16 protein-coding genes and 1 pseudogene are annotated in these 26,375 nt (G+C 67.7%); 5 read left to right on the forward strand and 12 right to left on the reverse strand.

Annotated features, from left to right (window positions below; translation table 11 throughout):
• Window positions 1-208: 208 nt before the first annotated feature.
• From ACZ6SA_RS43955 to ACZ6SA_RS43975, 5 genes are all read right to left on the reverse strand, one after another.
• Window positions 209-682, reverse strand: a complete 474-nt coding sequence (locus tag ACZ6SA_RS43955; RefSeq protein ID WP_347650002.1) for a methyltransferase family protein — start codon at window positions 680-682, stop codon at window positions 209-211.
• Between the two features lie 249 nt (window positions 683-931).
• Window positions 932-2,569, reverse strand: a complete 1,638-nt coding sequence (locus tag ACZ6SA_RS43960; protein ID WP_465835052.1) for an FAD-dependent monooxygenase — start codon at window positions 2,567-2,569, stop codon at window positions 932-934.
• A 32-nt stretch (window positions 2,570-2,601) separates the two neighbouring features.
• Window positions 2,602-2,892, reverse strand: a complete 291-nt coding sequence (locus ACZ6SA_RS43965) for a TetR/AcrR family transcriptional regulator (RefSeq protein WP_465835054.1) — start codon at window positions 2,890-2,892, stop codon at window positions 2,602-2,604.
• A gap of 289 nt (window positions 2,893-3,181) precedes the next feature.
• Window positions 3,182-4,384, reverse strand: a complete 1,203-nt coding sequence (locus ACZ6SA_RS43970; RefSeq protein ID WP_443156960.1) for an MFS transporter — start codon at window positions 4,382-4,384, stop codon at window positions 3,182-3,184.
• A 1,094-nt stretch (window positions 4,385-5,478) separates the two neighbouring features.
• Window positions 5,479-6,078: a TetR/AcrR family transcriptional regulator gene (locus ACZ6SA_RS43975; RefSeq protein WP_465835056.1), complete on the reverse strand. Its 600-nt coding sequence runs from the start codon at window positions 6,076-6,078 to the stop codon at window positions 5,479-5,481.
• A gap of 461 nt (window positions 6,079-6,539) precedes the next feature.
• Here ACZ6SA_RS43975 and ACZ6SA_RS43980 point away from each other — a divergent pair, with 461 nt between their 5' ends.
• Window positions 6,540-6,821, forward strand: coding sequence for a hypothetical protein (locus ACZ6SA_RS43980; protein ID WP_347649999.1), 282 nt, complete (start codon window positions 6,540-6,542; stop codon window positions 6,819-6,821).
• A gap of 370 nt (window positions 6,822-7,191) precedes the next feature.
• On the opposite strand, the pseudogene ACZ6SA_RS43985 reads toward ACZ6SA_RS43980, so the two are convergent.
• The 4 genes and pseudogenes from ACZ6SA_RS43985 to ACZ6SA_RS44000 form a co-directional block, all read right to left on the reverse strand.
• Window positions 7,192-7,402: pseudogene (locus tag ACZ6SA_RS43985) on the reverse strand (IS701 family transposase); the annotation flags it as partial.
• Window positions 7,403-7,984: 582 nt separating this feature from the next.
• Window positions 7,985-8,302, reverse strand: coding sequence for a hypothetical protein (locus ACZ6SA_RS43990; RefSeq protein ID WP_347649998.1), 318 nt, complete (start codon window positions 8,300-8,302; stop codon window positions 7,985-7,987).
• A gap of 24 nt (window positions 8,303-8,326) precedes the next feature.
• Window positions 8,327-15,085 (reverse strand): polymorphic toxin-type HINT domain-containing protein, encoded by a 6,759-nt coding sequence (locus tag ACZ6SA_RS43995; protein ID WP_465835074.1) that lies wholly within the window; start codon window positions 15,083-15,085, stop codon window positions 8,327-8,329.
• Window positions 15,082-19,053 (reverse strand): LamG-like jellyroll fold domain-containing protein, encoded by a 3,972-nt coding sequence (locus ACZ6SA_RS44000; RefSeq protein WP_347649997.1) that lies wholly within the window; start codon window positions 19,051-19,053, stop codon window positions 15,082-15,084. Before ACZ6SA_RS44000 ends, ACZ6SA_RS43995 begins: the two co-directional genes overlap by 4 nt.
• An 830-nt stretch (window positions 19,054-19,883) precedes the next feature.
• Here ACZ6SA_RS44000 and ACZ6SA_RS44005 point away from each other — a divergent pair.
• From ACZ6SA_RS44005 to ACZ6SA_RS44020, 4 genes are read left to right on the forward strand one after another with little or no spacing between them, the layout of a single operon-like run.
• On the forward strand, window positions 19,884-20,537 hold the full coding sequence (locus ACZ6SA_RS44005; protein ID WP_347649996.1) for a TetR/AcrR family transcriptional regulator: 654 nt from the start codon (window positions 19,884-19,886) through the stop codon (window positions 20,535-20,537).
• The gene (locus ACZ6SA_RS44010; RefSeq protein ID WP_347649995.1) at window positions 20,534-22,183 is read left to right on the forward strand and encodes an FAD-dependent monooxygenase; all 1,650 of its coding nucleotides are present in this window, start codon (window positions 20,534-20,536) and stop codon (window positions 22,181-22,183) included. Before ACZ6SA_RS44005 ends, ACZ6SA_RS44010 begins: the two co-directional genes overlap by 4 nt.
• Before the next feature lie 15 nt (window positions 22,184-22,198).
• Entirely contained in the window at window positions 22,199-22,321 is a 123-nt protein-coding gene (locus ACZ6SA_RS44015; protein WP_465835060.1) for a hypothetical protein, read from the forward strand.
• On the forward strand, window positions 22,321-23,205 hold the full coding sequence (locus tag ACZ6SA_RS44020) for a LysR family transcriptional regulator (RefSeq protein ID WP_347649993.1): 885 nt from the start codon (window positions 22,321-22,323) through the stop codon (window positions 23,203-23,205). The genes ACZ6SA_RS44015 and ACZ6SA_RS44020 overlap by 1 nt, the downstream gene beginning before the upstream one ends.
• A gap of 23 nt (window positions 23,206-23,228) precedes the next feature.
• On the opposite strand, the gene ACZ6SA_RS44025 is transcribed toward ACZ6SA_RS44020, so the two are convergent.
• Genes ACZ6SA_RS44025 through ACZ6SA_RS44035 form a run of 3 tightly spaced genes read right to left on the reverse strand, consistent with a single transcriptional unit; the run spans window position 23,229 to window position 26,298 of the window.
• The gene (locus ACZ6SA_RS44025) at window positions 23,229-24,197 is read right to left on the reverse strand and encodes a quinone oxidoreductase family protein (protein ID WP_347649992.1); all 969 of its coding nucleotides are present in this window, start codon (window positions 24,195-24,197) and stop codon (window positions 23,229-23,231) included.
• Entirely contained in the window at window positions 24,194-25,675 is a 1,482-nt protein-coding gene (locus ACZ6SA_RS44030) for an FAD-dependent monooxygenase (RefSeq protein ID WP_347649991.1), read from the reverse strand. Before ACZ6SA_RS44030 ends, ACZ6SA_RS44025 begins: the two co-directional genes overlap by 4 nt.
• Window positions 25,675-26,298 carry a TetR/AcrR family transcriptional regulator gene (locus ACZ6SA_RS44035; RefSeq protein ID WP_443156968.1) on the reverse strand — a complete coding sequence of 208 codons (624 nt, stop codon included), beginning with the start codon at window positions 26,296-26,298 and terminating at the stop codon, window positions 25,675-25,677. The genes ACZ6SA_RS44030 and ACZ6SA_RS44035 overlap by 1 nt, the downstream gene beginning before the upstream one ends.
• Between the last annotated feature and the right edge of the window lie 77 nt (window positions 26,299-26,375).

A 26,375-nucleotide genomic window follows, 5' to 3' on the forward strand; every position in this document is an offset into this window, starting at 1 on the left:
CCGGTCACCTCGGCCCTGGCCGCCGCCTCGGCGTCAGGGAAGAGGGTGACCGTCATGCAGTCCCCTCTCCCGCGTTGGCCACGGCATACAGCACGCTGCCGCTTCCTCCGGAATGCGGTCCGCGAACTCACGATCCACCTGCTTGATCATCTCGTCGAAGTAACGGTGCCGATGTCGGGTGCGCGGAACGCTGGCGGCGCACTCGGAGTCAGGGGCGGTATGGGCGGAGCCGCGGCCACCACCCGGGCACGGTCGCGCAGTACTTCTCGTAGTCAGCGCCGAAACGTCGGCGGAGTTTTCGCTCCTCGTAGAAACGGACGAAGAGCACCACCGGGATCGCCATACCGGCCGCGTACACCAGGAGCCAACCGTTCCCGAACGCCATGGCCTGACCGACAACGGCCGCGAAGAGCCCCACGTACATCGGGTTGCGCACATACCTGTACAGGCCGCCGACGACGAGCCGATCCGGAGGCGCTGCGGGGATCGGCGTACCGAATCCCTCGACCACGAACCGGACGAATGCCTGAGCAAGGATGACGAGCCCGGCACTCAGGAGCACCACTCCCACGCCCCTGAGCGGCACCATCGCCCATGCCGGGAAGGGCTCGCGCAGCTGCCAGCGCGATATCCACCAGGGGATCAGCACAACAAACAGGCCGGGGCCCACCGCGAAGAACACCGCGCTCACCGTGGCCGCTGTCGATCTGCGCATGACCGCCTCCCCATTAATTCACCATATGATGAGATTATTCCCGGGAACGCCGCTGGTCAACGACGGGACCGTTCGGAGAAGTGCTCCGCTTGCCGACGGCGCCCGGCTTTTCGGGATGCGCTTGCACGAGAACGCGGCCGACCACGAGCCGATCGTCGACGCCTTCGAGAGAGGCGACCCGCAGGTCGGCCGCATGCTCCACGACCACTTCCTCGGTTACGCCTCCTGACCGGCGGCGACCAGCCGGCTCCGGCACCATGCTGCGACCGCTCGGATGTCGAAGCTTCTGTCGTGGGCGGCGAGGTAGCCGTCGGGCCGTATGAGCAGGACGCTGCCGTGCCGGGCGCCGAGCTTGCGGGCGAACTGGCCTGCGACGTCCACGAAGACGGGGGCGCCCATCTCGGCGGGATCGACCACCCCTTCGTCGATCACGAGGTGCGGCCGCACGGCGACGCCGTAGGTACCGGCCACGGCGGCGAAGAGAGCCGTGATCCGCCCGCGGTCCGCGACGAGATGATCTGCTTCTGCGTAGACGAACAACCCGTAGCCCGGGTCGCGCAGCACCTCGTACAGCCGGGTCGAGGGGCGGTGCGCGGTCCACAGGTCGACGTCGGGGATGCGGTCCCCGGAGCGCATCCTGCCCTCACCCGCACCTTTGTGGGCATGACGGTAGTCCATGGCAAGCCCGGACAGGCGGCCCGCCAGGCGACGTTGCACCGGCGCTCGCCTGACCACTGTCCGGGTGACGATGCTCCGCGCCAGCCGCAGAACCGGGTTGGTGAGCGTGAAGAGGCGGAACATCTGATCGGTCCCGTGGCGCACGCTGGTGTGTACCGGATGGCGTTCGCTGTCGAAGGTGTCCAGGAGGCTTGCCGGAGCCTGGCCGCGCAGCACCATCGCGAGTTTCCAGCCCAGGTTGGCGGCGTCCTGGAGGCCCATGTTCATGCCTTGGCCCGCAGCCGGGCTGTGCGCGTGCGTGGCGTCTCCTGCGAGGAACACCCGGCCGGCGCGGATCGTCCGCACCTGCCGGCTGGGCGCCACGTATCGGGTGAGCCACATGGGGTCGCGCAGCTCGATCGTTCTGCCCGCGATGGCGTTCACGGTGTCCTGCAGTTCTTCCAGCGTGAGGGCGTCGTCGCGGGCGTGGTTCTGGCGCTCGAAATCCACGGCGAAAACGCGGACATACTCCCCCAGGAAGGGCAGGAGCGAGACGAACCCCCGAGAGGAGGTCAGGTTCGTGATCCGCGACCGTACGAGGTCCACGTCGGCCTTGACGTCGCCGATGAGGACCAGGCTGTCAAGCTGTCGACCGTCGAAGGGCAGGTTGACCAGCCGACGAACGCTGCTGTGCGAGCCGTCGGCGCCGACCAGATACCGGGCCCGCACCGGTTCCTCGCGCCCGTCCTCGCCGCGCAGCGTCGCCACCACGTGGTCCTGCCCTGGGGAGAGGTCGACGAGTTCCACGCCACGCTCGATCGGGACGTCGAGATCCTCCAGGCGCCCGGCGAGGATCTCCTCGGTCTGGCGTTGCGGGAGCACCAGCATGTAGGGGAACCGCGTGTCCAGGTGACGCATGTTCACGGACACGGGTTTGCCGGTGCGCTGCAGGCTCACATCCAGTCCGGGCGCCGGATAGCCGCGTTTGACGAACTCGTCGGCGAGCCCGGCGAGATCCATGATCTCCAGCGTTCTGGCGTGCACCACGAGGGCTTTGGACAACGAGTCCCGCGTACGTTCGCGGTCGATCACCCTTACGGCGACGCCACGGTGCGCCAGCTCTCCGGCTGCCATGAGACCGACCGGTCCGGCACCGACGACGAGAACCTCGCACATCCCCTCTTCGACGTTGGTCACCGTGCGCTCCTTCGCTCTGTCTGCTACGGACTTTATGCCAACAACTGTAGGCCAACAAGTGTTGGCCTACAGTTGTTCACATGACTGGTTACGACAGCGCTGCGTGCGGGAGGGGGCGGGAACTCAGGCCTCGACGCCGAGCTCGCCGGTGAGGTAGTACCGCAGGACCGGGTGATGTCGCGGATCAGGCAACCGGCGGCCACGCAGACGACGGGGGCGAGCTCCACGACGTAGCGGACGAAGGCCACGCCGAGCAGTTGTGTGCGCACCAGACCGGCACGCCAGGACGCCTCGGCGAGGTCACAAAGGGAGGGCTCGCGCAACGAGAGCGGCGATCTGCGACTCGAAGATGGCCCTTATATGCGCGGTGGCTGCCGGGTTCGTGGCGGCCGAACGGAGCAGCAGCATGATCGCCTCGTCCCTCCCATCGTGACAGGAAGTGACCGGCCAGCACCTCACACGGCTGTTACTGCTGTTGCCGCTGTTGCGACCCTCCGCCTCGTGCTCGACACGGCCTCTTCGACGACCTCGCCACGGTCCTCCGGCTCCACGGCGGTCCCCGTCATCATCCCTGACGTTACGCCGGGCGATGGGGCGATCCGGTGCGGCGAGTCACTGGGCGGGGGCGGTACCGCGGGCGTGCGAACGTCGCCATGGCAGGCCGGCGGCCAGCGCGGCCAGCGCGGCCAGGAGCCCGCAGAGAGCGAAGGTGATCCCCGGGTCCAACCCGGCGCCGGCGGCGAGGCCGACCAGTAGGAAACCGGCTCCCTGACCGCCGGTGATCCCGGCGATCGCCACGCTCATGGTCCGGCCGCGCAGCTCGGCCGGAACCCGCTGCACGAACAGCGCGTTGAGTGGGGCCGAATACCCGCAGCCGAGCCCTGCGACGAACAACAGTCCAAGCACCAGCGGCAGCGAGGGCTCGGCCGCGAGTGGCATCAGGGCCGCCCCCGCCACCACAGCGAACGGCACTATGAGCCGGTCCCGGGCTGCCGGGGACAGCCACCGGGTGAGCATTACAGTCCCCAGTGTGAAACCTGCGGCCATGGTGGCGAGGATCAGGCCCGCCAGGGACGGTCCACCACCGAGAGAAGCAGCATAAGGGTAGATGATCGCCTCCGGCGCGTGCGCGCACATCGACACCAGCCACACCAGCAGCAGGCAGTTGCGCAGCCACGGGTCCGTGAGGAGGAACCGCACACCCGTCATGATCCCGGCGTTGGATCGGGGCGGGAGTGCCCGCGGTCGCCTCCGTACGCCGATCGCGGTGAGGCAGGCGCACGCCGCGAAGGTGGCCGCGTTCACGGCCAGCGCGCCCTCCGGCCGGATGGCGAGTACGGCGAGCCCGCCCGCGGCGAACGCGGCCATCTCGCAGAGCTGGTAGGTGACCCGGTTAAGTCCGTTCGCGGTGATCGACGCCTCCCCGTCGAGCACTTCGGGAAACAACGCCGACCTGGCGGCGGTGAACGGCGCGGTGAGAATGTTGCCCGCGTAGAGCAGCACGATCAGCGCCCCTACCGGCAAACCGGGGAGGAGTAGTCCCGCGGTCGTCGCGGTCCGTAGCACGTCGCAGGCGATGAGCAGCGTGCGCCGGGGCAGACGGTCGGCCAGCGGGCCGAGCAGGGGACCCGCCACCAGCGCGGGCAGGAAGGCCGACGCGTGCGCGAGCCCTGACATGAATGCGGACCCCGTACGGTCGAAGACGAGTACGGCGACCGCGATGGCAGCGAATTTGTCGCCAATATAGGAAAGGACCAGCCCGGTGTACAGGAAGCAGAACTCCCGCACCCGGAACAGGTCTCGATATGTGACCAAGAGAGTGCCCCGGAGATGAGGAAACCTGGTGAGCGCGCCTGACAACGGGTCGCCAGGGTCGCCGTGCTCACCAGGTCGATTTTCAGTCCCCTGGTCAGGTGAGTGCATCAGACGATGGTCAGTCCCAACCGTTGGCCTTACCCATGGGGCACCTCCTTCCATGTTGACTGCCTCGCAGGAAGTTATGGGAGGTGCTTGTGCGGCGAATCTGTCGCATGACCTGCGTGCGGCACCAGATGGGCGACGAGCGCCAGCCGGGTGAGCATGAGGTCGTGCGGCGTCAACCTCGATGAGTGAGTGGCCCAGCGGCGGCACCAGGGGGTCGCTCCGCTCCGCGGCTGATCACGTGCGGTGACAAAGGTTCGGGGCCATGGAGAAACGACGAACGCGTCACGATCTGCCGTGCCCGCGCGGCAGGCGGAAGCACCTTGACATGGCCAGGGTTGGTCGGCCGGTCTGACATGCCACATCTGCCGGCTGACCGGTCATGGCTGGGAGTTCAGTATCTGATGTGAGGAGGAATGCTGACACGGCGGAAGGCGCCTCCTCTTGAACGCGTGGGATCGCGGCGTCGTTTCTGCAAACATGATCCGTCACATGATGGATCCGGCGCGTGTCGGGATGCTCACGGCGACCGTGGAAGCGCCGCTGGCGCCCCACCAAGGGCGCTCCGGCTCCCCGCCGACGCCGTTACCGCGCGCCTCCGCGACTGGTGCACGCGCGGTTAGGGGTCCTGGCTCGCTCGAAGGGGCGGCCACCGTGCCGGTGCAGTGTTACCGCACGCGCGTAGTGCGCCTCGGCGTCGCCGTCCTTTGGCGAGCAGGGCACGGCAGCGCTCCGCGACCGCCATGGCCCAGGGCTGGCGCGGCTGTGCCGCCCAGCTCCCGAATCACGGGTGCACTGGGCGATGACCGACGTGATGTGCCGTCGGCTGGCCCGCGCCTCCGCACCGTCGTGGCGGCCGGCATGACCAGGCCAGATGCGCAGGAAGCGAACCCCGGCACGTGGCTAACCGGCATGTTCTTTCAGTTTCGCCGAAGTGTCGCGCTGGCTGGGACGCTGCCCCGGGTACTCATGGCGCGGTGCCAGTAGCTTCAGGCTGAGGGCCTGGGCGCTCGCCCGGTGAGATAGCGCTGCAACGTCGGCGCGACCCAATCGGCGAGCTCGTCGGGATCAGCGGTGACCAGTGCCTCGGCTCGTACGGCGTACCGGGTGATCGCCAGCCCGACGAGCTGGCTGGCCGTGAGCGTCGCGCGCAGGTCGGGGTGGTCCATGCCCAGGGCCCGGATGAGCTTGACGAGCAGGTCGGCGGCCAGGAAGTCCCTGACCTGGGAGGCGGCGTGCTCGTTGGTGGCGGCCGAGCGGATGACGCCGAGCAGCGGGCCGGGGGAGTCGACGTCCCCCAGCAGGTCGAAGGCGTAGCCGAGCAGCCGGCGCCCCAGGCTGGAGCGCGGACCGTCAAGCAGCATGACGATCGTGCGGTCCGGCTGGAACACCTCCGCGACGACCGCGCTGAACAGCTGGTCCTTGCCGCCGAAGAACCTGCGTACCAGTGCGGGGTCGACGCCGGCGTCGGCGGCGACCTGCCGTACGCTTGTGCCGTCGTAGCCGCTGGAGCTGAACGAGCCGGCAGCGGCGGCCACGATCTCCTGCCTGGTGGTCGATGTCCCGGGGCGGCGTCCCGTCTTACGCATGGTCTCCTCCTCGAGATCTATCGTATATCCCCTCGCTGTGACCAAAAAGTCCCCCAATAAGGACTTCATCGCGAATGACGGGAGCTGGCAGCCGAGCTGATCGCCGTACGGCTCGGCGGCGCGTCTGGACAACGCTATCGGCCTCGCCCGTCCCCAACCTCGTCTTCCGAGGTGCCCCAGACGGCCTGGGCGCATCGGCGACACACACCTGGCCATTGACAGACGTCGCGCTCCCTGCATTGTCGTGCGAAGCGCACATCTATCGGGCAACCGGTCCTCGGACTTCGTGGGTACGTCATCGGAACATCGTGCCCGTGGCACCTGGCCGTCGCGCGCATGTCTCCTGTTGATGACTTTCCAGCCGCGGTTGGTATATCCTCGTACGAGGACTTGTAGGTCAATAGATGGGGACTTATTTCGTGAATGCCTTGATTCGCAGGTACAGCAGGGGTGCCGGCACCATGGAGGACCTGATGCACCGGGTCGAGACCCAGTTCGCCAGCCAGCTTTCGGGCGAGGACGGTTCGGCGGAAGTGAGGGTGCCCGAGGGCATCGCCGCCTACTACGCCATCGCCGCCGACGATGGGACGGTGGTCACCGTCACGCTGTTCGAGACCGAGGAGCACGCTCGCCGTGCCGGTGCGGGCGCGGAGCGCATCCGCCAGGCGCTGGCCGACTTTCAGGTCGAGGAGCTGGGCACCGTGACCGGGGAGGTGGCGATCGCCAAGGTCGCCCGCGTGTAGAGATGTGAACCCGTCCGGCATTGATGGGGGCTCCTGCTGTCCATCAAACCCGGACGGGTTCAAACCACTGTGCCCGGACCGCCACGACTACGCCGCTTGCCGCCTCTTCCAGGGGCCCTTGGGCGTCTCCCCCGAGCTTCGCACCCCCAGCGAGCAGGACCCGTGGACGCACGTCGGGGCGGGGACCGATCTCGAACACTGATCAGGGACTACGCACCCGGCATATCCGGCCTCCAATCTGCGAGTTCACTCGATATGCGCGACTTCGTGTCGCACCACTGAGGAAGAGCTACACCCAAAGCGATTCGCCGACTCGCTCCGCCGACACCTGGCCAAGCTCGGCGGCCTGGCCCTCAAAGACCGCGTGGGCGGCGCCGTTACCGGCCGAGCGGCGCTTCCATGCCTCAGGCGGGGCCTGGGCGGTCGCGGTGCTGGCATGGATCTGCCCGCCCCACCCCTTTCCGATCCACTGGTGCTTGGGCACCGCGACCACATAGCTGAGGTGGCGCTTCTAGGAAGTGCCGGAACGTGAACTCCATGCCGTATGCCTCATCGGCCGTGACCCACGGTACGCCCGGCTGGCAGTCCTCCGCTGCGAACTGGCAGGGCCGCGACGGTGCCAAGACCGCGCTGCTGTCGGCGTACCCGACCACTCCAATCCGGCACGTGTTTGCCGATCAGAGGCTCCCCGGTCGGCTGGTGAACTGAGTCCGCGACACCCTGCGCACCACGTGGGAGTTCGTCCGTAAGCCCGCTGATCAGCGAGGGTTCAGCGTCATCGCGCGACGTTGGGCGGTGGAAGAGACACTTGTCTGGCTGACCGCTTGTCGCCGTCCGGCCCGCGACTGCGAACAGGACCCAAAGGTCGCCGAAGCGATCATCCGCTGGGCCGCCATCGCCGGTATGGGCCGCTGTCTCACCAGGAGTGGTCCTGCTCGGCGAGCGGCCAGAATCGTCTGCGACTGACGAAGATGACCAATCTCGAATGGACCCAAGATAAACCACCTCATCCGCCGCCGAATCTGTCAGGCGGACCCGAGATTCGGCGTCGACAACATGGCAGAGTACGACACCGAGGGTCCGTACGTGCAGGCGGCCCCACGGGAAAGTCCGTGGGGCCGCCTCAGTCCTCAGCAGTGACTGAATACCACTACAAGGGATCGTCATTTCTCCTGAGAGCCGACTTCAAGATATTGCTGGTACAACTGTCGGGAAAGCGCTGCATATGCATGCAAGTTGCGTGCGGATTCCCGAACCTCGCGACCACCCGTCGCGATCATTCTCTCTGCATGGAGCATGATCTTGTCCAGATAGGACAATACGTCGACCATTGGGGGAGCAAAGGTTCCGTGGTCCACCAGATTTGCCACCGACAACAGATACTCATCTGATACCAGCAGGTCGGTTCTAAGGTCTATGGTTTCTTCATCCACTCCCTTTGGGGGGCGCATGAGCTGTTTCCACAGGCTGTAGGAATCCATGAAGTCCATCTTCCCGAACCCTTCCTAATGATTAGCATCATACCAGAAGCTGACCAGCTTGCCATTCTGGACGATTCCTCCTGGACCTCCGTTCGGGCTCGTATACTTGGCCGCCCTCGTTCCATCGGCCAGCTCTACCAGTCGCGAATTCATTCTCGCTCTGGCGGGATTTGATTCAAGCCATGCCTTGGCATCGGCATGATATTCTTCTTCCGTCTTTCCAAGAGGCCTGCCATGTTTCTCGTAGTGATACGCGAAGCTGTCGGCAAGGCTTCTGTTGGGAGATGTCCAGACGGTGGCGAGGGCCTTATCGCATGGCGCTGTGTTGTGGACAAGGACCGATGTCTCGCCCGCCAGCACATAGTATGTGTGAAGGTCGTCGACTGTCAGGTTGTGCATGTAGCGCGCGCCGTCGAAGACGCGTACGGCGGTGATCTTCACGTGGTCGCCGCGTGGTGTCCGGAGGGCGTCTCCCACGCGTAGGTCGGCGGCGTCGACCCACTTCTTGGAGGTGGCGCTCCAGAACGGGTGGTGCTGGGTGGTGCGGATCGAGAGGGCTTTTCCGTCAGAATTTCTGATGGTGATGTCGGCCAGCTCGGTGTCGTGGTTGCGGTGCAGCGCCGTGACCTTCTCGGTGCTTGTCTTGCCCGTCTCGGGATCGGTGGCGAGGACCTTGTCGCCGACCTCGATGTCCTCGATGTCCTCGCGGGTGCCGTCGGCCATCAAGACGGGGGTGTCGGGGGCGAAGCTGTTGACGCAGTTCGTCGCCGATCTTGCACCCGTGGCCTTCTTGCCGCCTTTAAGGACCTTAAGCCTTTTGGCGAGCTTGCCCCAGGGGGAAATGGAAACAAGGGTCCCTAAGCAGCCTTTCCCTTTCCCATTCTTGCAACTCGCGATGTCATCTACCGGCCAAATTGCCTTTACAAGCCCCTTCAACAGGGAGTGGTTGTGGTCGTGCTGAGGTCGGGGCATCTCGTTCCATCGCATGTGCAGGACTACGCTGCAGAAGCTGGAGCCGCCTAGCCCTCCGTCCCGCTCTGACGTCACGCACTGCCTACGGGCCCATAGCCGCTGGTTGGCCCATTCTGGAGTATCCTCCTCATAAAGATGAGGGGCCATGGAGACGAGTTCCGTATTGGTGGGTATACGGACGCCTTCGATGACGGTCGCGTCCTGGACGCTGACCTGATCGACGTGCGGCTTTCGGCCGCCGGGAACATAGCCGCTCTGGTTGGCGATCGTGGTGGCGGTTGAACGAGCCGCGCTCGCCGCGCCCTTGACCACGCGATCAAACCACGATCCGAAGTCGAACAGCAGGCCGGTCGGGTCGCTGAAGGTGATCGGATTATTACCGGAGTAGGCGTATCCCTGGTATTGCTGCGGGTTCTGGACGTCCAGGATGGGGTCGACGCTGATGAAGCGGCCGGTGGACGGGTCATACTCGCGGGCCCCCAGGTGGGTCAGCCCTGTCGTCTGGGTGTCGTCGATGCCGCCGACGAAGCCCCTGGTGCCCGGCCAGCCGGTGATCTGGGCGCCTCGGGGACCGCCGAAGGGGAGCATCCGGCGCTGGGTGAGCTTCTGTGTAGCCGCCTCGATCGCGATCTGCCCGGTGCCCAGATGATCGGCGATGGTGAACGTCACCGATCCGTCGTCCTGCTGCACCGCCTGGTGACCGCCGCCCAGATCCAGGTAGCGGGTGGCCTTGGGGGTGGAGGCATCCTTGGCCAGGACGAGTTCGGTGCCACCCAGGTAGAGGGTGGTGTCGGTGGGTGTACGGCCGATCAGACGGTTGCCTTCGGCGTCGTAGAGGTACTCCGTGACCTTGCTGCCTTCGGTCACCTTCGCCAGGTGGCCTTCCACGTCCCATTCCAGGACCTGGCCGGGGCGGTTGGTGGTGTTGCCGGCGTCGTCGTAGTTGTAGGTGTCGGTAGTCGTGCCGGCCGGCCCCTTGGTGGTGACCGAGGTCAGGGCGTGCGGCCGGACGTCTCCGGGATCGGGGTAGGCGTAGGTGCGCGCGATGTTCTTGGCGACGTCGCCTGACGGGTCGTGCTGGGTTTCGGTGCGGCGGTTGCCCACCTTGTCGTAGGTGTAGGAGTGCCAGTAGGCGCCCGGCCCCGTCAACGCGGCACCCGAGGGGGTGGCGGTGCAGACGGCCGGGGTCCATGCGTCGGTGAGGCGGCGCAGATAGTCGTAGGCGAAACACTGGGTGTCGGTGCCGTCGCGGGAGACGTCCGCCACCGAGACGATGTTGCCGGCCTCGTCGTAGCGGTAAGTTGCGCTCCTGTCGGTGCCGGGCACGTCCTGGGTGTCCACGCTGTTGACTGCCAGCCGCTGGGTGCCCCACTCATAGCTATAACCCACGGTGGTGGCCTTGCCTCCCGCGCGGGACATCACGATCTCGCTGCGGTCGCCCGTGTGGAAGTAGCCGGTGGTGGCCGTGACGCCCAACCCGTTGACGACCGTCGGCCACAGCGTCTTGTCCTGATAGGCGAAGGCCACGGTGGCCGCTGGGAGTGCCCCTGCTGCCGGAAGCCCGAGGCCCTTGACCATTCCGGCGTCCTCATAGGAGGTCTTGAAGGTGTAGGTGCCCTTAAGCGCGCCCTCGACGTCGGGGATGACCACACTGGAGGAGGTCACCCGGTACAGCCGGTCGTAGGTGTCCACCCGCTGCACGTAGGCCTGTCCGTCCACATGCCGGATGGATTTGGCCAGTTGTCCCTTTGCCCCGGTGATCGTGTCGTACTCCCACGAAGCCAGCACCGCGCCGGCCGTGTCGCGCACTTCGGTCTTGCGTCCGAGCCCGTCGTAGACGTACTGGAGGACGGCTCCGCGAGCGTCCTGGGTCGAGGTGAGCTGGCCTCTGTCGCCGTAGTCGCTGGTACTGCGGCCTCTGTCGGGGTCCTCGGCCGCCACCTGGCGGCCCTGGAAGTCGTATTCGAAAGCCCAGTCGTTCCCGTCTGGATCAGTGATCGTCTTCAGCTTCCCGGCCGGGCTGTAGGTAAAGGTGGTGATATCAGCGGCCGAAGCCGCGCTGCGCTGATGATGCTGATGCAACTCCACGGTCTGGCCGCGGGCGTCGGCGACCGTCGTGGTGGCCGTGCCGCCGACAGGAGGGATGACCGTCACCCGGTCACCGCCGTAGATCGTGGTGGTCGTGCTCACCGGCTTGCCGCCGGTGCTGTTGCCCGCGACAAGCTCGGTCTTGGTCTCCCGGCCCAGCCCGTCGTAGCTGTGGTGGATCTGCGTCTCCACGCTGAGCGCGTCGTCCGGCTGGAACAGCCCGGTTGCAGGGGAGCCCGTGGCGAAGTAGGAGGTGAACTCGATCGCCTCGAGACCCCGCTCGTTGTAGAACGTGTCCGTGATCAGCCGGCCACCGTCCGGACCCGGTTCCTGCACCTGCCGCGGCCGCAGCAGCCCGTCGTACAGGGTGTAGGACGTCTGGATGGTGCCGTTGAGGCCGGTCGAGGTGGAGCCGACCGCGACCGGGTCGTTTCCAGTGATCCGGTAGTTGAACGCGTAGGAGGGGGTCTGTCCGGAGAGCCGGTCAGGCAGCCAGACCCTGGTCAGCCGCCCGAGGGCGTCGTAGGCCAGGTTAGTGACCTTGGTGTTGGTGTCCGTCATCGACAGCACCTGCCCGCGGGTGGCGTCGTGGGTGGTGGTGGCCGTCTGCGCGGTGGCCGGGTCACCGGGTTTGGCCGGCGGACCGGTCACCTTCGTCGTGGTGACGAACCCCGTCGCCGGGGCGCGCTGCGTGGTGGTGGTACGACCGTCCGCGCGGGCGGTCCTGGTGATCGTTCCATCCGCGGTGACCTTGACGGTCGCGGTCAGATCGGTGCTGGTCACCACCCGCCCGTAGGAGTCGTAGGTGGATCCGGACTCCAGGTAGACGGCAGTGCTTCCGTCGTATTCCTTCAACGTGGCCGTCGCGGTCGGCGACCCAGTCGTGGGAGCCGCTCCGTAGGCGCCACCGTCATAGGCGGTGCGCACATCAGTGATCACGTCACCCGGCCGTGCGGGGGTGGTGGCACACGTCTTGGCCACGACCTCCACCCGCGCGGGCAGCGTGAGGTTCCCGCCGACGTTGTTGGTGGCGTAGGTGGTGCGGGTGCACTTGTCGTCTGCGGCCGTCGCGTCGTCACCGAGGTCGTCGATGGTGATGATCCGCCCCGCTACGATCTCGTAGGTGTTCTTGGTGGTGGTGGTGCGCCACTTGACGCCTGCTCCGTCGTCCAGCGAGGTCCACGTCCTGCTCTGAGCGGCGCCGGTCAGGTTCGCGGTGATCGCTCCCCACGGCCGTGTCGCTGCCGCTGTCTGGTGCCGCCATGGCCTGGTCACCGACTTGGTCAGCACGTCGCCGCCCGGACCGGAGAATTCGACGGTCTTGTAGATGGCTCCGGCCAGCGCCTCGTGGTCGACGATCGGGTCCCCTTCACCGTCGCCCAGCGACACGCTGACGGATTTCGTCGCGTCACCATCGGGTGCGGCCTTGTCGCCGTGCATCCCGCGCAGGAAGTAGGTATCGGTCCGCGATGCCGCGGTGAGTACCTGCACGTGCTGATAGCCGCGCCACTGCGACCAGGTCTTGTGCTTCTCCTCGGTCAGCCCGTTGTCGTCGTCGTAGTGCCAGGCCGCGCCATCCAGGTAGTCGTACCTGAGCACCTGGTCCGGTGCGCCGCCGGTGCGGTCGGTCGCGGTGACGGCGGTGACCACGTACTTGTTGAACCACTGCTGGGTGGGAGGGTCGCTGACGCTTCCGCCGAAGAACTGCGGGAAACACCGGGTTGTGTTGGCGTGCGGAGTCGGTAACTTATCCCACGCGCACGCCGGCGCGGAGTACTCCGCGCCGATCTGACCGCCGTACTCATCGGCCACCGACGACAGCCGGCTCTTGATGAAGGGCGCGTACCCGTCACCGGTCTTGTCCAGCCGGTTGGCCAGCTGCGTGTACGCCAGCGAGACCTCCGGCAGGGTGATCGCCGTGCTCGCGGTATGACCGGTCCGCCGGATCGAATCCAGCAGCAACTGGTAGTCGACATCCGCCTGGCCCCACCGGTGCCCCAGTTGGAAGGAGTCGACCTTGCTGCCGCCGGCGTACGTCGTGATGGAGGTCAGCCGCTTACGGGTGAAGAACGACGGCGACAACCTTCCCTCGTCGCAGTCCTCGCCTTCGTCACAGTTCAGGTCCCAGGGGGTGTCGTACCAGTAGGCCGCGTCGGTTTCGATCGACGCACACGTGGTCAACTCGTTCGGCAGGCACCGTTCACCGCTCGTGAAGTCCACCTTGGCCAGGGCGGCCGTGGTGTACATCGCCTCGCTCTTCAGGCCGTACTCGATCCGATCCAGCGTGCCTCCGCGCACATAGCGGGTGTCGTCGGCGGGCTTCAGGTTGCGGCCGTAGGAGTTGGTCTCCTTGTCGTAGAAATAGGCGATCGCGTTGCCGCGCGGATCCACGACGTAGTCCAGGTTCCACCGCCACGCCTGCTGGCACCACGACTCGGCGAAGGTGTCGCCGTGGCAGTCATCGTTGGCGTCGTCACCGAACACCGGCACCGTCCACGCCGAGTCGGTGGTCTCCTCGTCCGAGCTCCATCCCGGCAGCCGGTTGTAACCGAAGTAGTACTTCACCCCGTTGGGAGCGGTGATCAGCCAGTATTCGTCCTGCCTGGCCCCGTTTCCCCGGACGTCGTCGCCACTGCCCTCGATCCGCTCGATCTTGCTGCCGTCGTCCGCCCGGAACTTCCAGGTGTTCTCGCCGGCTGGGACGAGCTCGCCGCCCTTGCCGTTGAAGGAGACGAACGCGTTGTCGTAAGCCCAGCACAGGTCGCCGGGCTTCATCCCGTCGGAGTTCTCCACGCCCTCGTCCGCGCACGACCTGTAACTGCGCTCGATGTAGCCCGGCCACAGGTCGAACCCGTCCCCGATCCAGGAGGACTGGTTGTTGGTGGTGGCAGTGCGGCCGTCCACTGCGCCGGAGGAGTACCCCAGCTCCACCCCCGGCACCAGGCCCCCTGGCACCTCGGGCACCGGGATGTCGTATGACCAGGCGAAATCACCGGTGTTCAGGTTGACCTGCCACGCCGACGACGGCGACAGCGACGTCGCCTTGTAGTCACCCAAAGCGCTCGATGTCCCCGCCACCGCCGCCAGCACGGTGGGCGTGCCGGCACGCAGCTTCACCTCATCCACTGCCAGGGTCCGACGCTCGGCGTCGTTGACCGTCTTCAGCGGCGTCGCGGTACGGCATTCCGGCACACCGGGCGTGGTCAGCGCACACGCGGGCAGTTCGACCAGCGTCATCCTGGAGGCGTACGCCCCGCCGTACAGGCCGGCGAAGCTCGAGTAGTCCAGACTGGCGCCCACCGACCCCTCCGCTCCGGTCGTCGACCGTAACGTGAACATCGGGCCGTCGGCGCCGGCCTTCAACGCCGCCTTACGGGAAAGGACTCCGGCCTCGACCTCGCCGACGGCGGCCGTACCTTTCATGGTGAGCGTCAGCGGTGTCCCCGCCGCGGCAACCGCGGCCTTGGCCCCTGCCGCAGGCAGCGTGACCACCGCCTTCTTCGCCCGCGGCCAGGCGCTTCGCGGTCTTTCCCGCGGCGTGGCCGGCTCCTTGGTCACCGGCCGCGGCTTGGCCCGTAAGACCTTGCCCGCCACCGGCCTGTTCCGTTCGGGCTCGGCCGAACGTTGTTCGCCGGACGGCAGCGCCGCGCCCTGGATCAGGCACGCCACCACGACCACCGACATCGCCGCCGCAGCCCGTCTGAAAAGTGAGAAAGGCCTCATCCGATTCCCCCGGGGACTTCGGTCGGCAGGCCCGACGCGCCGATGGACAGGTGATCGATCTGCAAATCGGTGAGTGCGCCGTGGAAGGCCCACACGTCGGACACCGCGCCGGGCCAGTGCTCCCCCCAAGTGGATGACCCGGTCTTGACCCGGCCGAGCTGCATGGGCTGGGCCGACTTGAACGTCATCACGTTCTCCTTCCAGGAGGCCAGGTCGACGCAGCCTGCGCTGTCCTCCCCGCCGTCGTCGGCGCAGACGGCGTCCTGCAGCCCTCCGTTCACGTAGAGCATCAACTCGTCGGCGAACGCGTCGTAGACCAGGGCCACGTGGTTCCATTCCGTCGCGCTGAAGAACAGGCCGTTGTCGATGGTGGTGAGGGTCGCGTCGGCGGTGTCCTTGTCGGCCGTGACGATGCGCCAGCGGCCCGGATCCTTGGTCGGATCGGAACTGGGCACGTATCTCACGGCCAGCGCGCTCTGCTGGGTGGACGGGACACTGAGCAGCGTCACCTGCCGGTCCGGGACAGCCGCCGTCTGAGCCCACGCGCTGATCGTGAAGCTGGTTCCAGTGTCCAAGGGGCTCTTCGCGGTGACGGCGTAGTCGTCGACGCCGTCCAGCGTCACCGTGCCGTCGATCCCGCCCGGCCCCACCTGCGCCCCGCCGTACAGGGTCATCGCGTTGCCGGACGACGAGGCGTCCGGCGTGACTGGCGGTGTACCCGATGACTCGGTGAAGAGCCAGCGGGCGGCGACCACCGGCCGCTGTTTGAACAGCTGCTTGACCTCGTCGGCGGAGAGCACCCGGTCGAACAGGCGGATGTCGTCGATCTGACCGGGGAAGAAGTTGCCGGGGACGCCGCTGTACAGGCCGGCGCCGACCTGGAACGCGCCCGCCGCGTACCACGGGCTGTCCAGCGTGACCTGGCCCGCCTTCACGCCGTTCACGTACAGGGTCAGCGTGTCGGCCACCGTGTCGTGCACGCCGACCAGATGCGCCCACTCGCCCGCCTGCGGCAGGCCGCCCGTGGACTGCACGGCCAGGACCTGCCCGGCATCCGGGGCGTCGGACTTGTGCTGGTTGAGCACCCACCGGTCCAGGTGCGCGGAGTAGAAGAGCTCCACCCCGCTGCGATACTGGCCTTGCTGGGTGAGCAGCACGGCCGAGTGACCGGGCTTGGCCTCCAGTCGCGCCCAGACCGACACGGCGAAGCTGCGGAAGGTGTTGATGTGCGGCGTGCTGACCACCGCGTGGTCGTCCGTCCCGTCGAGCGACAGTGCCTTGCCGCGCACGCCCACGGCTCCGGCCGACGCGCCGCCGCGGAAGACCGCGGGCATCACCTGAGCATGCCCGATCACTTCGGTCGCGCCCGCCGGTTCGTCGAGGGGGAAGACCGCGCTCGCCGGCCGGTTCCCTCCGGTCACCGGCTCCTTGGCGGAGAGCTTGGCCACCTCGCCGTCCGCCAGGGCGCGGTCGAAGATCTCCACCTGGTCGAGGGAGCCGGGCAAGAAATCCCTCGCCACGCCCTTGGTGGCGCCCGCCCCGAGCCGCACGCCACGAGCGGCGTTCCAGCCGATGTCGTGCGCCGTCGATCCGGCAAGGACGCCATCCACATACAACCGCAGCTGGTTGAGGGACGCGTCGAAGGAGCCCATCAGATGCGTCCACGTACCCACCCGGACTCCGCCGGCGGTGCTCGGCATCGCACGCACCGTGCCTGCCCCGGCCTTGTCCGCGGCGTAACTGGCGAACACCCAGCGGTCGTCCAGGTTGGAGTAGGACAACTCGTAGCCCGCCGTTTCGTTGCCGAGCTGTGCGGCCACGACCGCAGGATGGCCGGGCAGCGTGTCCAACTTCACCCAGGCCGAGACCGAGAAACTCTGCGTTGTGTCCACCACGGACAGGTCGGTGGCGGCGTGGGCGTCGGTGCCGTTGAGGGCCAGCGCCGTGCCGATCGCGCCCTCCGCGCCGAGGACGGTTCCGCCGGCGAGGGTGAGGGGACGCGGCGGGGTGGAGCCCTGCGCCTGCGTCTGACCCGCGTTCTCATCGAACTGCCAAGTAGCCCGTTCCGGCTGCCCCGCCTTGACCCGGAACCGGTACCCGGTGGGCGCGGAGCGGTTGCCGGCCGCGTCGAACGACTGAACCCACAAGGTGTTCACGCCAGCCCGTGGCGGCAGGAAGGTGAGGGTGCGGGCGGCCCCGCTCGTCGTCGTGACCGTGTTGTCGGACGAGGGATCAACGTTGATGCCGTACCAGTACTTGGTCGTCTGGGTGTCGTTGCCCCCGATGACGAACGAGCCGTACTTGCCCATCCCGTCGTACCAGGGATCGTTCGGATCCTCAGGGTCCTGCACCGGGTAGTCGCCGGAGGAAATGGCCGGCGGCTTCGGAGCGTCGGTGTCCCAGCGGAAGTAGCAGGCCGTCGGGTCTCCCGCGTGGGACCACGCCGAGTACTGAGCGCCGTCGTAGACGCGCACATACCAGCGAACCGCCTTGTCCTCCGGGATCGACGACGACAACTGGATGGAGAAGTCCGACCCCGACCGCTTCATGGCAGAACGGGCCGGCTGCCACATGCCGCCGTCCCACGCGGCCTGGAACTGCACCGACACGTTGTCGCCGTCGGGATCGGTGATGTTGTTGGCGTAGATCACACCCAACGACCGCACCCACGGCGCGTCGCCCGGCTGCTTGCAGACCCCGCCGTACTGCATGGTCAGCTGCGACATCCGAGGCTGTGCCGGCGGACGGTTGTAGCGGACCCGCAAGTAGGCGTCGTCAGAGAAGCGCTTCCAGCTGTACCTGTCGCTCTCGTCGACAGCAGGTGCTCGCAGACCGAACGTGATCGTGGCCCACTTGCCATCGGCGGCCTGTTGCACCACCGATTTCACGTCGAACTCGGCATCCCTGGCGGCGCAGCCGTCGTAGCCGTAAGCGAACGTCTCCGTCCTCAAGTAGTCAATCCAGAATCCGGACGCTTTCTGGGTATTCCAGGTCGTGGACTCGGAAATGCCTTTGGTGCGCCAGAGTTGCACGGGCATGGCGGTACAGGAGGCCGACCACGTGTTGGGCACGACGAACTCCGCCGACAGCACCGTGGTGCCCGCGAACCTGGAGACGGGCATGCGGTAGAACAGCCGCTTGACGTCGTAGGGATTGCAGTACTCCCAGCCGCAATACCCCATGCCCGCGTCGTGATCCCCATTGAATTTCCACTGTGGGCTTGACGCCCAGTACTTCGAGGCCATCGTCCACGCGGTCGCCTTCGGTGTGTACCACTGCGGGTCGATGAACACCGGGTAAACCGTGTCCGCCCCGGTGAGCAGGTTCGTGTCCGGCTTCAGCACGAGTTCACGCCCGCCGCTCGCCAGGTCGACGCCGACGTGTGCTCGGTTCGCCCCCTTGTCGTCGGCCGCCCGGGCATGGTTCGCATCTTTCTTCGAGTCCCACATGACCGGGGGCGCGGCCTCGAAAACTGTGCCTCCCGCCGCACCGTCCACAGCCGCGAGCCCGCCGGCGTCGGTCTTCCGCACGCTCATACCTGAGGTGGCCATCGTGAGCCTGAACTCGCCGACTCGCCGGGCTGCGTCGGGCGTCTTGACCACCAGCAACTGGGTGAACCCGTCCACCTGAGCGCCCAGCCGAAGATCCACCCCGGGCAGCACGTCAGGGTAGACGGCGGTGGCCTCCTCCAGCCGAGGCTCGGGCAGCTTGCCCGGCCAGGAGAGCGCCAGTTCACGGCCGGCCTTGCTCATCCGGACCATCGGTACGTCGCCGCCACCGGAGAACCGCAGGCCGACCGTGGCCGCCTTCGGCGCCACCGTGCCGTCGCCGCTCTTGGCCAGCGTAATGTCGACCGGACGCCACTGGCCGTCCACCCGCGCCCGCACCGGCCGCAGGTGCTCGCGGGCCTCCAGCCTGCCGTCGGGGGTGGCGAAGACCTCGCTGCTCTCCCCCCGCAGCGGAACCACCTCAACCGGCTTGCGTGTGCTCCTGGCCTGCGCCAGCGCCTGCTCTTCTGCCAGCGCCCCGCTCTCGGCCGGGGCGGCTGTCGGCGGCGCGACCGCTGCTACCGCTGAAGTGCTTGGCGACCCATTGGCTCCGGCGGCGAACGTCGCCGCCACCAACGATGTCGCCAGACCTAAGCGCCAAGAATAAGTCTTCACATGGCCAAAGATGAGTGGCACATCGAACCAGCACATCTGTCATATGACCAGTCGCAGTCCGCCGGTGAGCCGGACCGGTCGCCCGTGGGGTCGTGCGGAAGGCCGCTCGGATGACGGATTTGCTTTTACTGGGAGAGGAAGCGCCAAGAGCCGACGGTGACCGTCGCAAAGGCGTTCAGCATTCGGTGGTGAGGTGCCTCGAGAATGCCATCCCGTTGAGCCACTCATTCTGCAACGCACCGAAGAACGTTTCCGCCAGCGCGCTATCCCAGCACACCCGGGCACGCCCCGCGGATCGACGGATCCCGTACCGGGCCAGATTCCGCCCGAACTCCACACTTGCGTAGTTGGACCCGCGGTCGGAATGGAAAATACACCCCGGCTGCGGGAGTGTCTCATTGACGGCGGATCTAACGATCAAGGAGATGCGTCTGATGACGGAGACCGCTGCTGGTCTTTCGAGTCAGCCTCGTCATCGGTCGCGCCAGGGCGGGCGCAAGTCGTGTCGGAGTTCGGGTCGCAGCGCCGACTGGGGCCCCGTTCGTGGGCGCGGCCAGGGCACGCCGGCGAGGTCTGCCGGCGGACTGGTCATGTGACGGATAACAAATTCAGCGGTTGTCGGATTTGCTGGGGCCATGTCGATGGAGACAAAGCGACGCCCCGGGCGTCCGCGTAAGGGCGAGGAGCAAGACACGCGCCGGCTCCTGCTCGACGCGGCGCTGGAGCTGTTCGCCGTCAAGGGCTACGCCGCGACGAGCGTGCGGGAGATCGCCGGGCGGGCCGGCGTCCACGGCAGCGCGATCTACTTCCACTTCGCGAATAAGGACGCGATGTACGCCGCCCTGTTCGAGCGGTTCGGGCCACCCCTGCTAGAGGCGTTGTGCCCGGACCTGGACGCGCTGGCCGCGATGGAGCCGGGCCCGGCCGTCCGTGCCCTGGCCGGCCAGCTCCTCGAGGTGTGGTCCAGCCCGTGGGGGCGGCGCTTCGCCGGCGTCGTCCTGCGGAACGGGGCGGGGCACGGAGGAGCCCGCGGGCTGGTTGAGGCGATCGAGGTGGCCAGGCACCGGCTCGCCCAGCCGTTCGAGGCGTGGCAGGCCGCCGGTCTACTGCGGGCGGACCTGCCCGCCGAGCACCTGGTGTGGGAGCTGATGGCGCCCCTGGATGTCATCTGGTTCATGCACCTGCGCCCCGACGCCACCGCCGACGACATCGCAACGGCCGAACGCCTCGTGGAGACGCATGTCGGCTTCTTTCTCACCTGCACTCTGACCAAGGAGGAAGGTTCATGACCGTTCACGACACCCAGGTGCTCGTGGTGGGCGCGGGGCCCACCGGGCTGACCGCGGCGATCGAGCTACTGCGGCACGGCGTCGAATGCGTGCTGATCGACGAGCGGGACGAGCCCGCGCGGTATTCGCGAGCCCTGGTGTTGCAGGCCCGCTCTCTGGAACTGCTGCACCTGCACGGGCTCAGCGACGCGATCGTCCGCGACGGGTATCTGGCGCCCGGCTTCAACTTCGGCGCCGACGACCGCACACCCGCGATGGTGGAGATGTACCACTCCGGGAGCCGCTACCCGTTCATGCTCACGCTGTCGCAGGAGGAGACCGAGCGGACGCTGACCGCGCGGCTCCACGAGCTCGGCGGTAGCGTCACCCGCGAGGCGAGGCTCGTGTCCGCCGCCCAGGAGCGCGACGCGGTGTTCGCCACGGTGACCGGCCCGGCGGGGGAACAGAGCACTCTGCGCGCCCGCTACCTGATCGACTGCAGCGGCTCGCACAGCGTGCTCAGCGGCGCGTACGGCACGACCAAGCACAGCACCCTGTTCGACGGCACCGCGCTCATCGCCGACGTGCTGGTCGAGGGCGACCTGCCGCGCGGGTTCGTCAGCCTGCACACCAACGAGCGCGGCGGCCTCGCCTTGCTGCCCTTCCAGAACGAGTACGTCCGGGTCATCGCCTTCGACCTGACCAAGATGGGCATCTCGCATCGTGAGCCGCTGGAGCTGGCCGACGTGCAAGAGACCGTGGACGCGATCGTCCCCTACCCGCTGCGCATCAGGGAGCCGAAGTGGATCACCCGGTTCCGCGCCCAGGACCGGCTGCTCCCCTCCTACCGGGACCGCCGGATCTTCTTCGCCGGTGACGCGGCCCACCTGTACATCCCGGTGGCCGCGCAGGGCATGAACACCGGCATCCAGGACGCCTTCAACCTGGCCTGGAAACTCGCCTACGTCTGCCGGGGCAGGGCCCCGGAGTCGCTGCTCGACAGTTACAACGACGAGCGGCACACCATCGGCGAGCGCACCCGTAAGCTGTCGGACATGCTGTTCCGGCTGTTCATCAACCAGGCGCGCTCGGCGGTGTACCGCAAGGTCAGCAGCAAGATGCTGGGCCTGGCCCTGGCCACGATCCCGGTGCAGAACCTGATGAGCGGCCGGGTGACCCAGACCGGGGTGAACTACCGGCACACCACGTTGTCGAAGGCACAGCGCCTGCCGAGGCCGGCGAGGGGCGCGATCAACGCCGGCGACCGGGTGCCGGACCTCGACCTCGCCGACGGCGGCGGCCCGGGCGTCCGCCTGTACGACCTGCTGCGTGAGTCCGGCTATCTGCTCGTCGGATACGCCTCCTCCTACACCTCCGAGACGATGAGGACGGCCATGCTGGCCGAGCTGTCGCGGTTGCAGGACCGTTATGCCGGCTCCCTGCGCTGCTTCATGGTGCTGGGCGAGGGCCTGCCCGGCTCGGGCGAGGTCCCGACGCTCCTGGACGCCAGGCGCGAGCTGCTGCACCGGTTCGGGGCCAAACCGGGTGACGTCTTCCTCATCAGGCCGGACGGCTACCTCGCCTTCCGCACCAGCGACCCGGGCAGCCTGCCGCCTCTGCTCGGCTCCTGGCTGAGGCCGGCCGAGGCGGAGTTGGCCTCCGCCTGAACCCCGGCAGGTCAGATGGCCTGCATCGTGGCCGGTGCCGGGATGATGCTGGCGCCCTCGCTCGGCGCCCACCCGGCCCGGAGCGACGGCCACGACCGGCAGATCGGCAGCGGAGTCGCGTGTGCCAAGCTGACGTGATGCTGGATCTCCATCGGTTGCGGCTCCTGCGGGAGTTTCGGCGGCGCGGCACGATCGCCGCCGTCGCGGAGGCGCTGTCGTACAGCCCATCGACAGTTTCGCACCAGCTCAGCGAGCTGCAGATCGAGGCCGGAGTGACGCTGCTCGAACGGGACGGACGCCGGCTTCGGCTCACCGAGGCCGGACACGTGCTCGCCCGGCACGCGGACGTGCTGCTGGCCCACGTGGAGCGGGCGGAGGCCGAGATGGCATCCGCAGCCGGGGCCGTCGCCGGGGTGGTGCGGATCGCGGCTTTCCAGACCGCCGCTGTCCATCTGGCGGCCCCGGCGCTGGCCGCGCTGGCGCGCGATCATCAGGCGCTGCGCGGGGAGATCACCGAACTGGAGTCGGACCAGGCGCTCGACGCGCTGTTGCGCCGCGAGGCGGACCTGGCGATCTGCGACGACTACGACGGCCGCCCCCTACGGCGGCTGCGCGGGCTGACCGTCGAGGACCTGTACGCTGAAAGCGTCCGCCTCGTACTCCCCCGCGGTCATCCAGCCAGGCAGCTGGCCGACGTGGCGGGAGCCCAGTGGGCCGGCGGCCACCGCGGCACCAGCCACGAACGGCTGATCCAAGACGTGTGCGCGGCCAAGGGCGGCTTTCACGCGGACATCAAACACCGCGCGACCGATCTCCTCGTCCTGCTCGCGCTGGTGGGCGCCGGCCAGGCCGTAACGCTGCTGCCCGATCTGGCGCGCCCGGAACGCGAGGGCTCCGTGGAAACCCTCGACATCGGGGTCGGCCGCAGAATCTTCACCGTCGTCAGGGACGACGGTCTTGCCCGCCCCGCTCTGGCCGCCGTCCGTGCGGCACTACGCGCCGCCGCCGGGTCGGCTCGTTGACCGGCTCACGAAGGACGGCCCGCTCAGGGCATCAGCACCGTCATCCCCGTCGTGGTCCGCTCGCCGATGGCGCGATGGGCCTGATCGGCCCGCTCCAAGGGGAACGTCTGCCCGATCGCGACCTTGAGGCGGCCTGCGGCGACCTGCTCCAACAGCTTCCCGACGGCGGCCGAGACGCGGTCCTGTCGCTGCATCTGTCCAGGAAGGGCATAGCCGACGAGTGACAGATTCCCATGCATCAGGGACATACTGGAAACCTCAGCAGGAGAGCCGCCCGCCGCCCCGAAGCTCACCATCCGGCCGAATGGCGCGAGGCACTCCAGACTTCGAGCGGCCACGCTGCCGCCGATCGAGTCCAGCACGAGGTCCACGCCTCGCCCCCGAGTGGCTTCCATGATCTGACTCGGCCAGTCGTCGCCGGTGTAGTCGACGGCGATGGCGCCCAGAGCCCGGATGTGGTCGAGCTTCCCTTGCCTGCTCGCCGTACCGATGACGACGGCGGCCCCCAGCAGCCGGGCGAGCTGCACGGCGATGCTGCCCACACCTCCCGCCCCGGCGTGCACGAGCACGGACTCTCCCTGCCGCAGGCGGCCGGCGTCGTGCAAGGTCTGGTACGCCGTCACACCCTGTACCGGCAGCGTCGCGGCGCTCTGGAAGTCGACGGTGTCCGGCAGCGGAACCACGGCCGGGGCGGCGGCGAGCGCGTACTCGGCATAACCATGATCGACCCAGGCCATCACCCGCGACCCCGGCTCAGGCGCGCTGACCTCCCGGCCGAGCGCCGCGACCGTGCCCGCCACCTGGAGCCCGAGCCCCGCGGGGAGCGGCAGTTCCTGGCCGAAGCCGCCCTGGCGTTTCATGACGTCGCCGTAGGCGATGCCGGCGGCCGCCACCTTCACCAGGACCTGGTTCGGGCCTGGCGAGGGCACGTCGACGTCGTCCAGGCGCAGTACTTCGGGACCGCCGACGGCGTGCATGCGGATCGCCTTCATATGTTCCTCCGTGGACCGTAAGTGGTGTCGAGATAGCTGCTCAGTTCGCGAACGTCGCCACCGAGCAGGGCGAGGTAGCCATCGGGGCGGACGAGGACCAACCCGCCGCCGTCCATTCCGTACCGGACACGGATCCGCCCGTCCGGCACCTGCCGGACGTCGATGAGGTCCGCGAGGTCACCGAGCGTGTCGCGCAGCGCTGGCGGCTCGGCTCCGGGCACCAGCAGCGTGTGCTTGGAAGGGTGCAGGAGCCCGATGTCGGGGAAGCGGTCGCCCACCGCGAGCCGGTCGTCGTTGCTACCTCCTGTCCCGTCGCGGTAGGAGACGTCGAGCTGGGTCAGCGCCCGCGAGAGGATTCGCTGCACTGCCGGCCGGGCGGTGACATGCGGCGCGATGTTGCGGCGCGCCGCGGTCGCCATCGGGTTGCGCAGCAGCGTCATCCGCGTCGCGCGGCGCGTCCCCTTTACCAGCCGATGCGCGACGGGCGAGCGCTCTGCAGCGTAGCTGTCCAGAAGTTCGCGGCGTGCCCTGCCCTGAACGACCGCGGCGAGCTTCCAGCCGAGGTTGAACGCGTCCTGGATACCGGTGTTCATGCCCTGCCCGCCGACCACCGAGTGAACGTGGGCGGCATCGCCCGCGAGGAAGACACGATCGACGGAGTGCCGCGCGACCTTACGCTGGTTGATCCGGAAACGGCCGGATTCCACAATCGTCGCCAGGCGGGTGCCGGGTGGCGAGCACATGGCCACGGCCTCCCGCACCTCGTCGAAGGACACCTCACCGGCGGGCGCCCGGCCGGGCGGGTAGGCGATCGTGATGCGGTGCAGGCCGCCGGGCATGGGGAAGTAGGCAACGAAGTTTCCCTTGTAGAGGAAGGAATAGAACACGTCGTACGGCAGCGGCCACTCCACGCGCCCGTCCGCCACGGCGAAGTTCTCCTCGAACGCGCCTCCGACAAAGGGCACGCCCAACTGGTGCCGTACCGTGCTGTGGGCGCCATCACAGCCGATGAGCCACGGCACGCGCACCCGCTCGACCGTACCGTCGAGATGCCGCAGCACAGCCTCGACTTCTCCAGGCTGCTGGGACAGCATGGTCAACTCGACGCCGCGTTCGACCAGGACGCCATAGTCCTTGAGCCGGGCGCCGAGCAGTTCCTCCACTGCCGGCTGCGGCAACATCAGCAAGTACGGGTGCGGCGTGTCCAGCCTGCTCAGGCTGAGATCCAGGAACTGCTTGTTCTCGCTGAAGAGCCTGAACTCCGTGACGGGCACGCCCTCCGCGACGGCTTCTGCCGCCAAGCCCAATCGCTCGAACAACTCCAGGGTCCTCGGCTGGACGCCAAGCGCCCGCGTCTGGCTGGTGGGAGCGGATGCCACGTCCACGATACGGACGTGGACGTCTCGCCTGGCCAGTTCGACTGCCAGGGCGAGGCCGGTCGGCCCCGCACCGACGATCAGGACTTCCGAGCTACTCATCACTCCTCCTTCAGAACCGCGGCGAGGAACAGGTCGACATGTGCGTCCACCTCAAGCGGTGGGACCGGAGCGTCCCCAGCCGTCTGAGGCGCGACGAGCAGCACGTTCGTCAGCGCATGCACCACCAGCGGACCGACGAACATACGAGCTGCGGCCACCATGTCGACGTCGCGAATAAGCCGTGCCTTCTTACCGGCCGTGAGCAGCTCGATGGTGAGCTGGAACGCTCGTTCCGGCACCGAGCGGCGAAAGATCTCTCCCACATGGGGCAGCCGTGGCGTCTCGGCGATCACGATCCGCGCCAGCTCGATGTACTCGCGCTCCATGAGCTCGCCGCCCAACTCGCGGGCCAGAGCCCGCAGCGCGCCGTCGAGCTCGCTCCGCGTCCTGGGCAAGACAGGCGCGCTGGTGCCCAGCTTCCCCGCTGAAATGAGATGTTCGAGCACGTCGGCGAGAACCGCCTCCTTACTCGGATAGCGGGAGTACAGGGTCTCCTTGGAGACGCCCGCTTCCTTGGCGAGCGCCGCCGTGCTCACGGCCGCGAACCCATGCCGCAGGAACAAGATTTTGGCCGCCTGCCGGATCTGCGACACTTTTGCGTCGTCCCGGGCTTGGACTTTCATGGGACCTCCCCTCAACCGAACCGAACGGAACGGTTCGGATGTTACCCATGGATAAACGTGCCAGCAAGCGGCGCGGT

Source organism: Nonomuraea sp. NPDC049378, assembly GCF_055586745.1.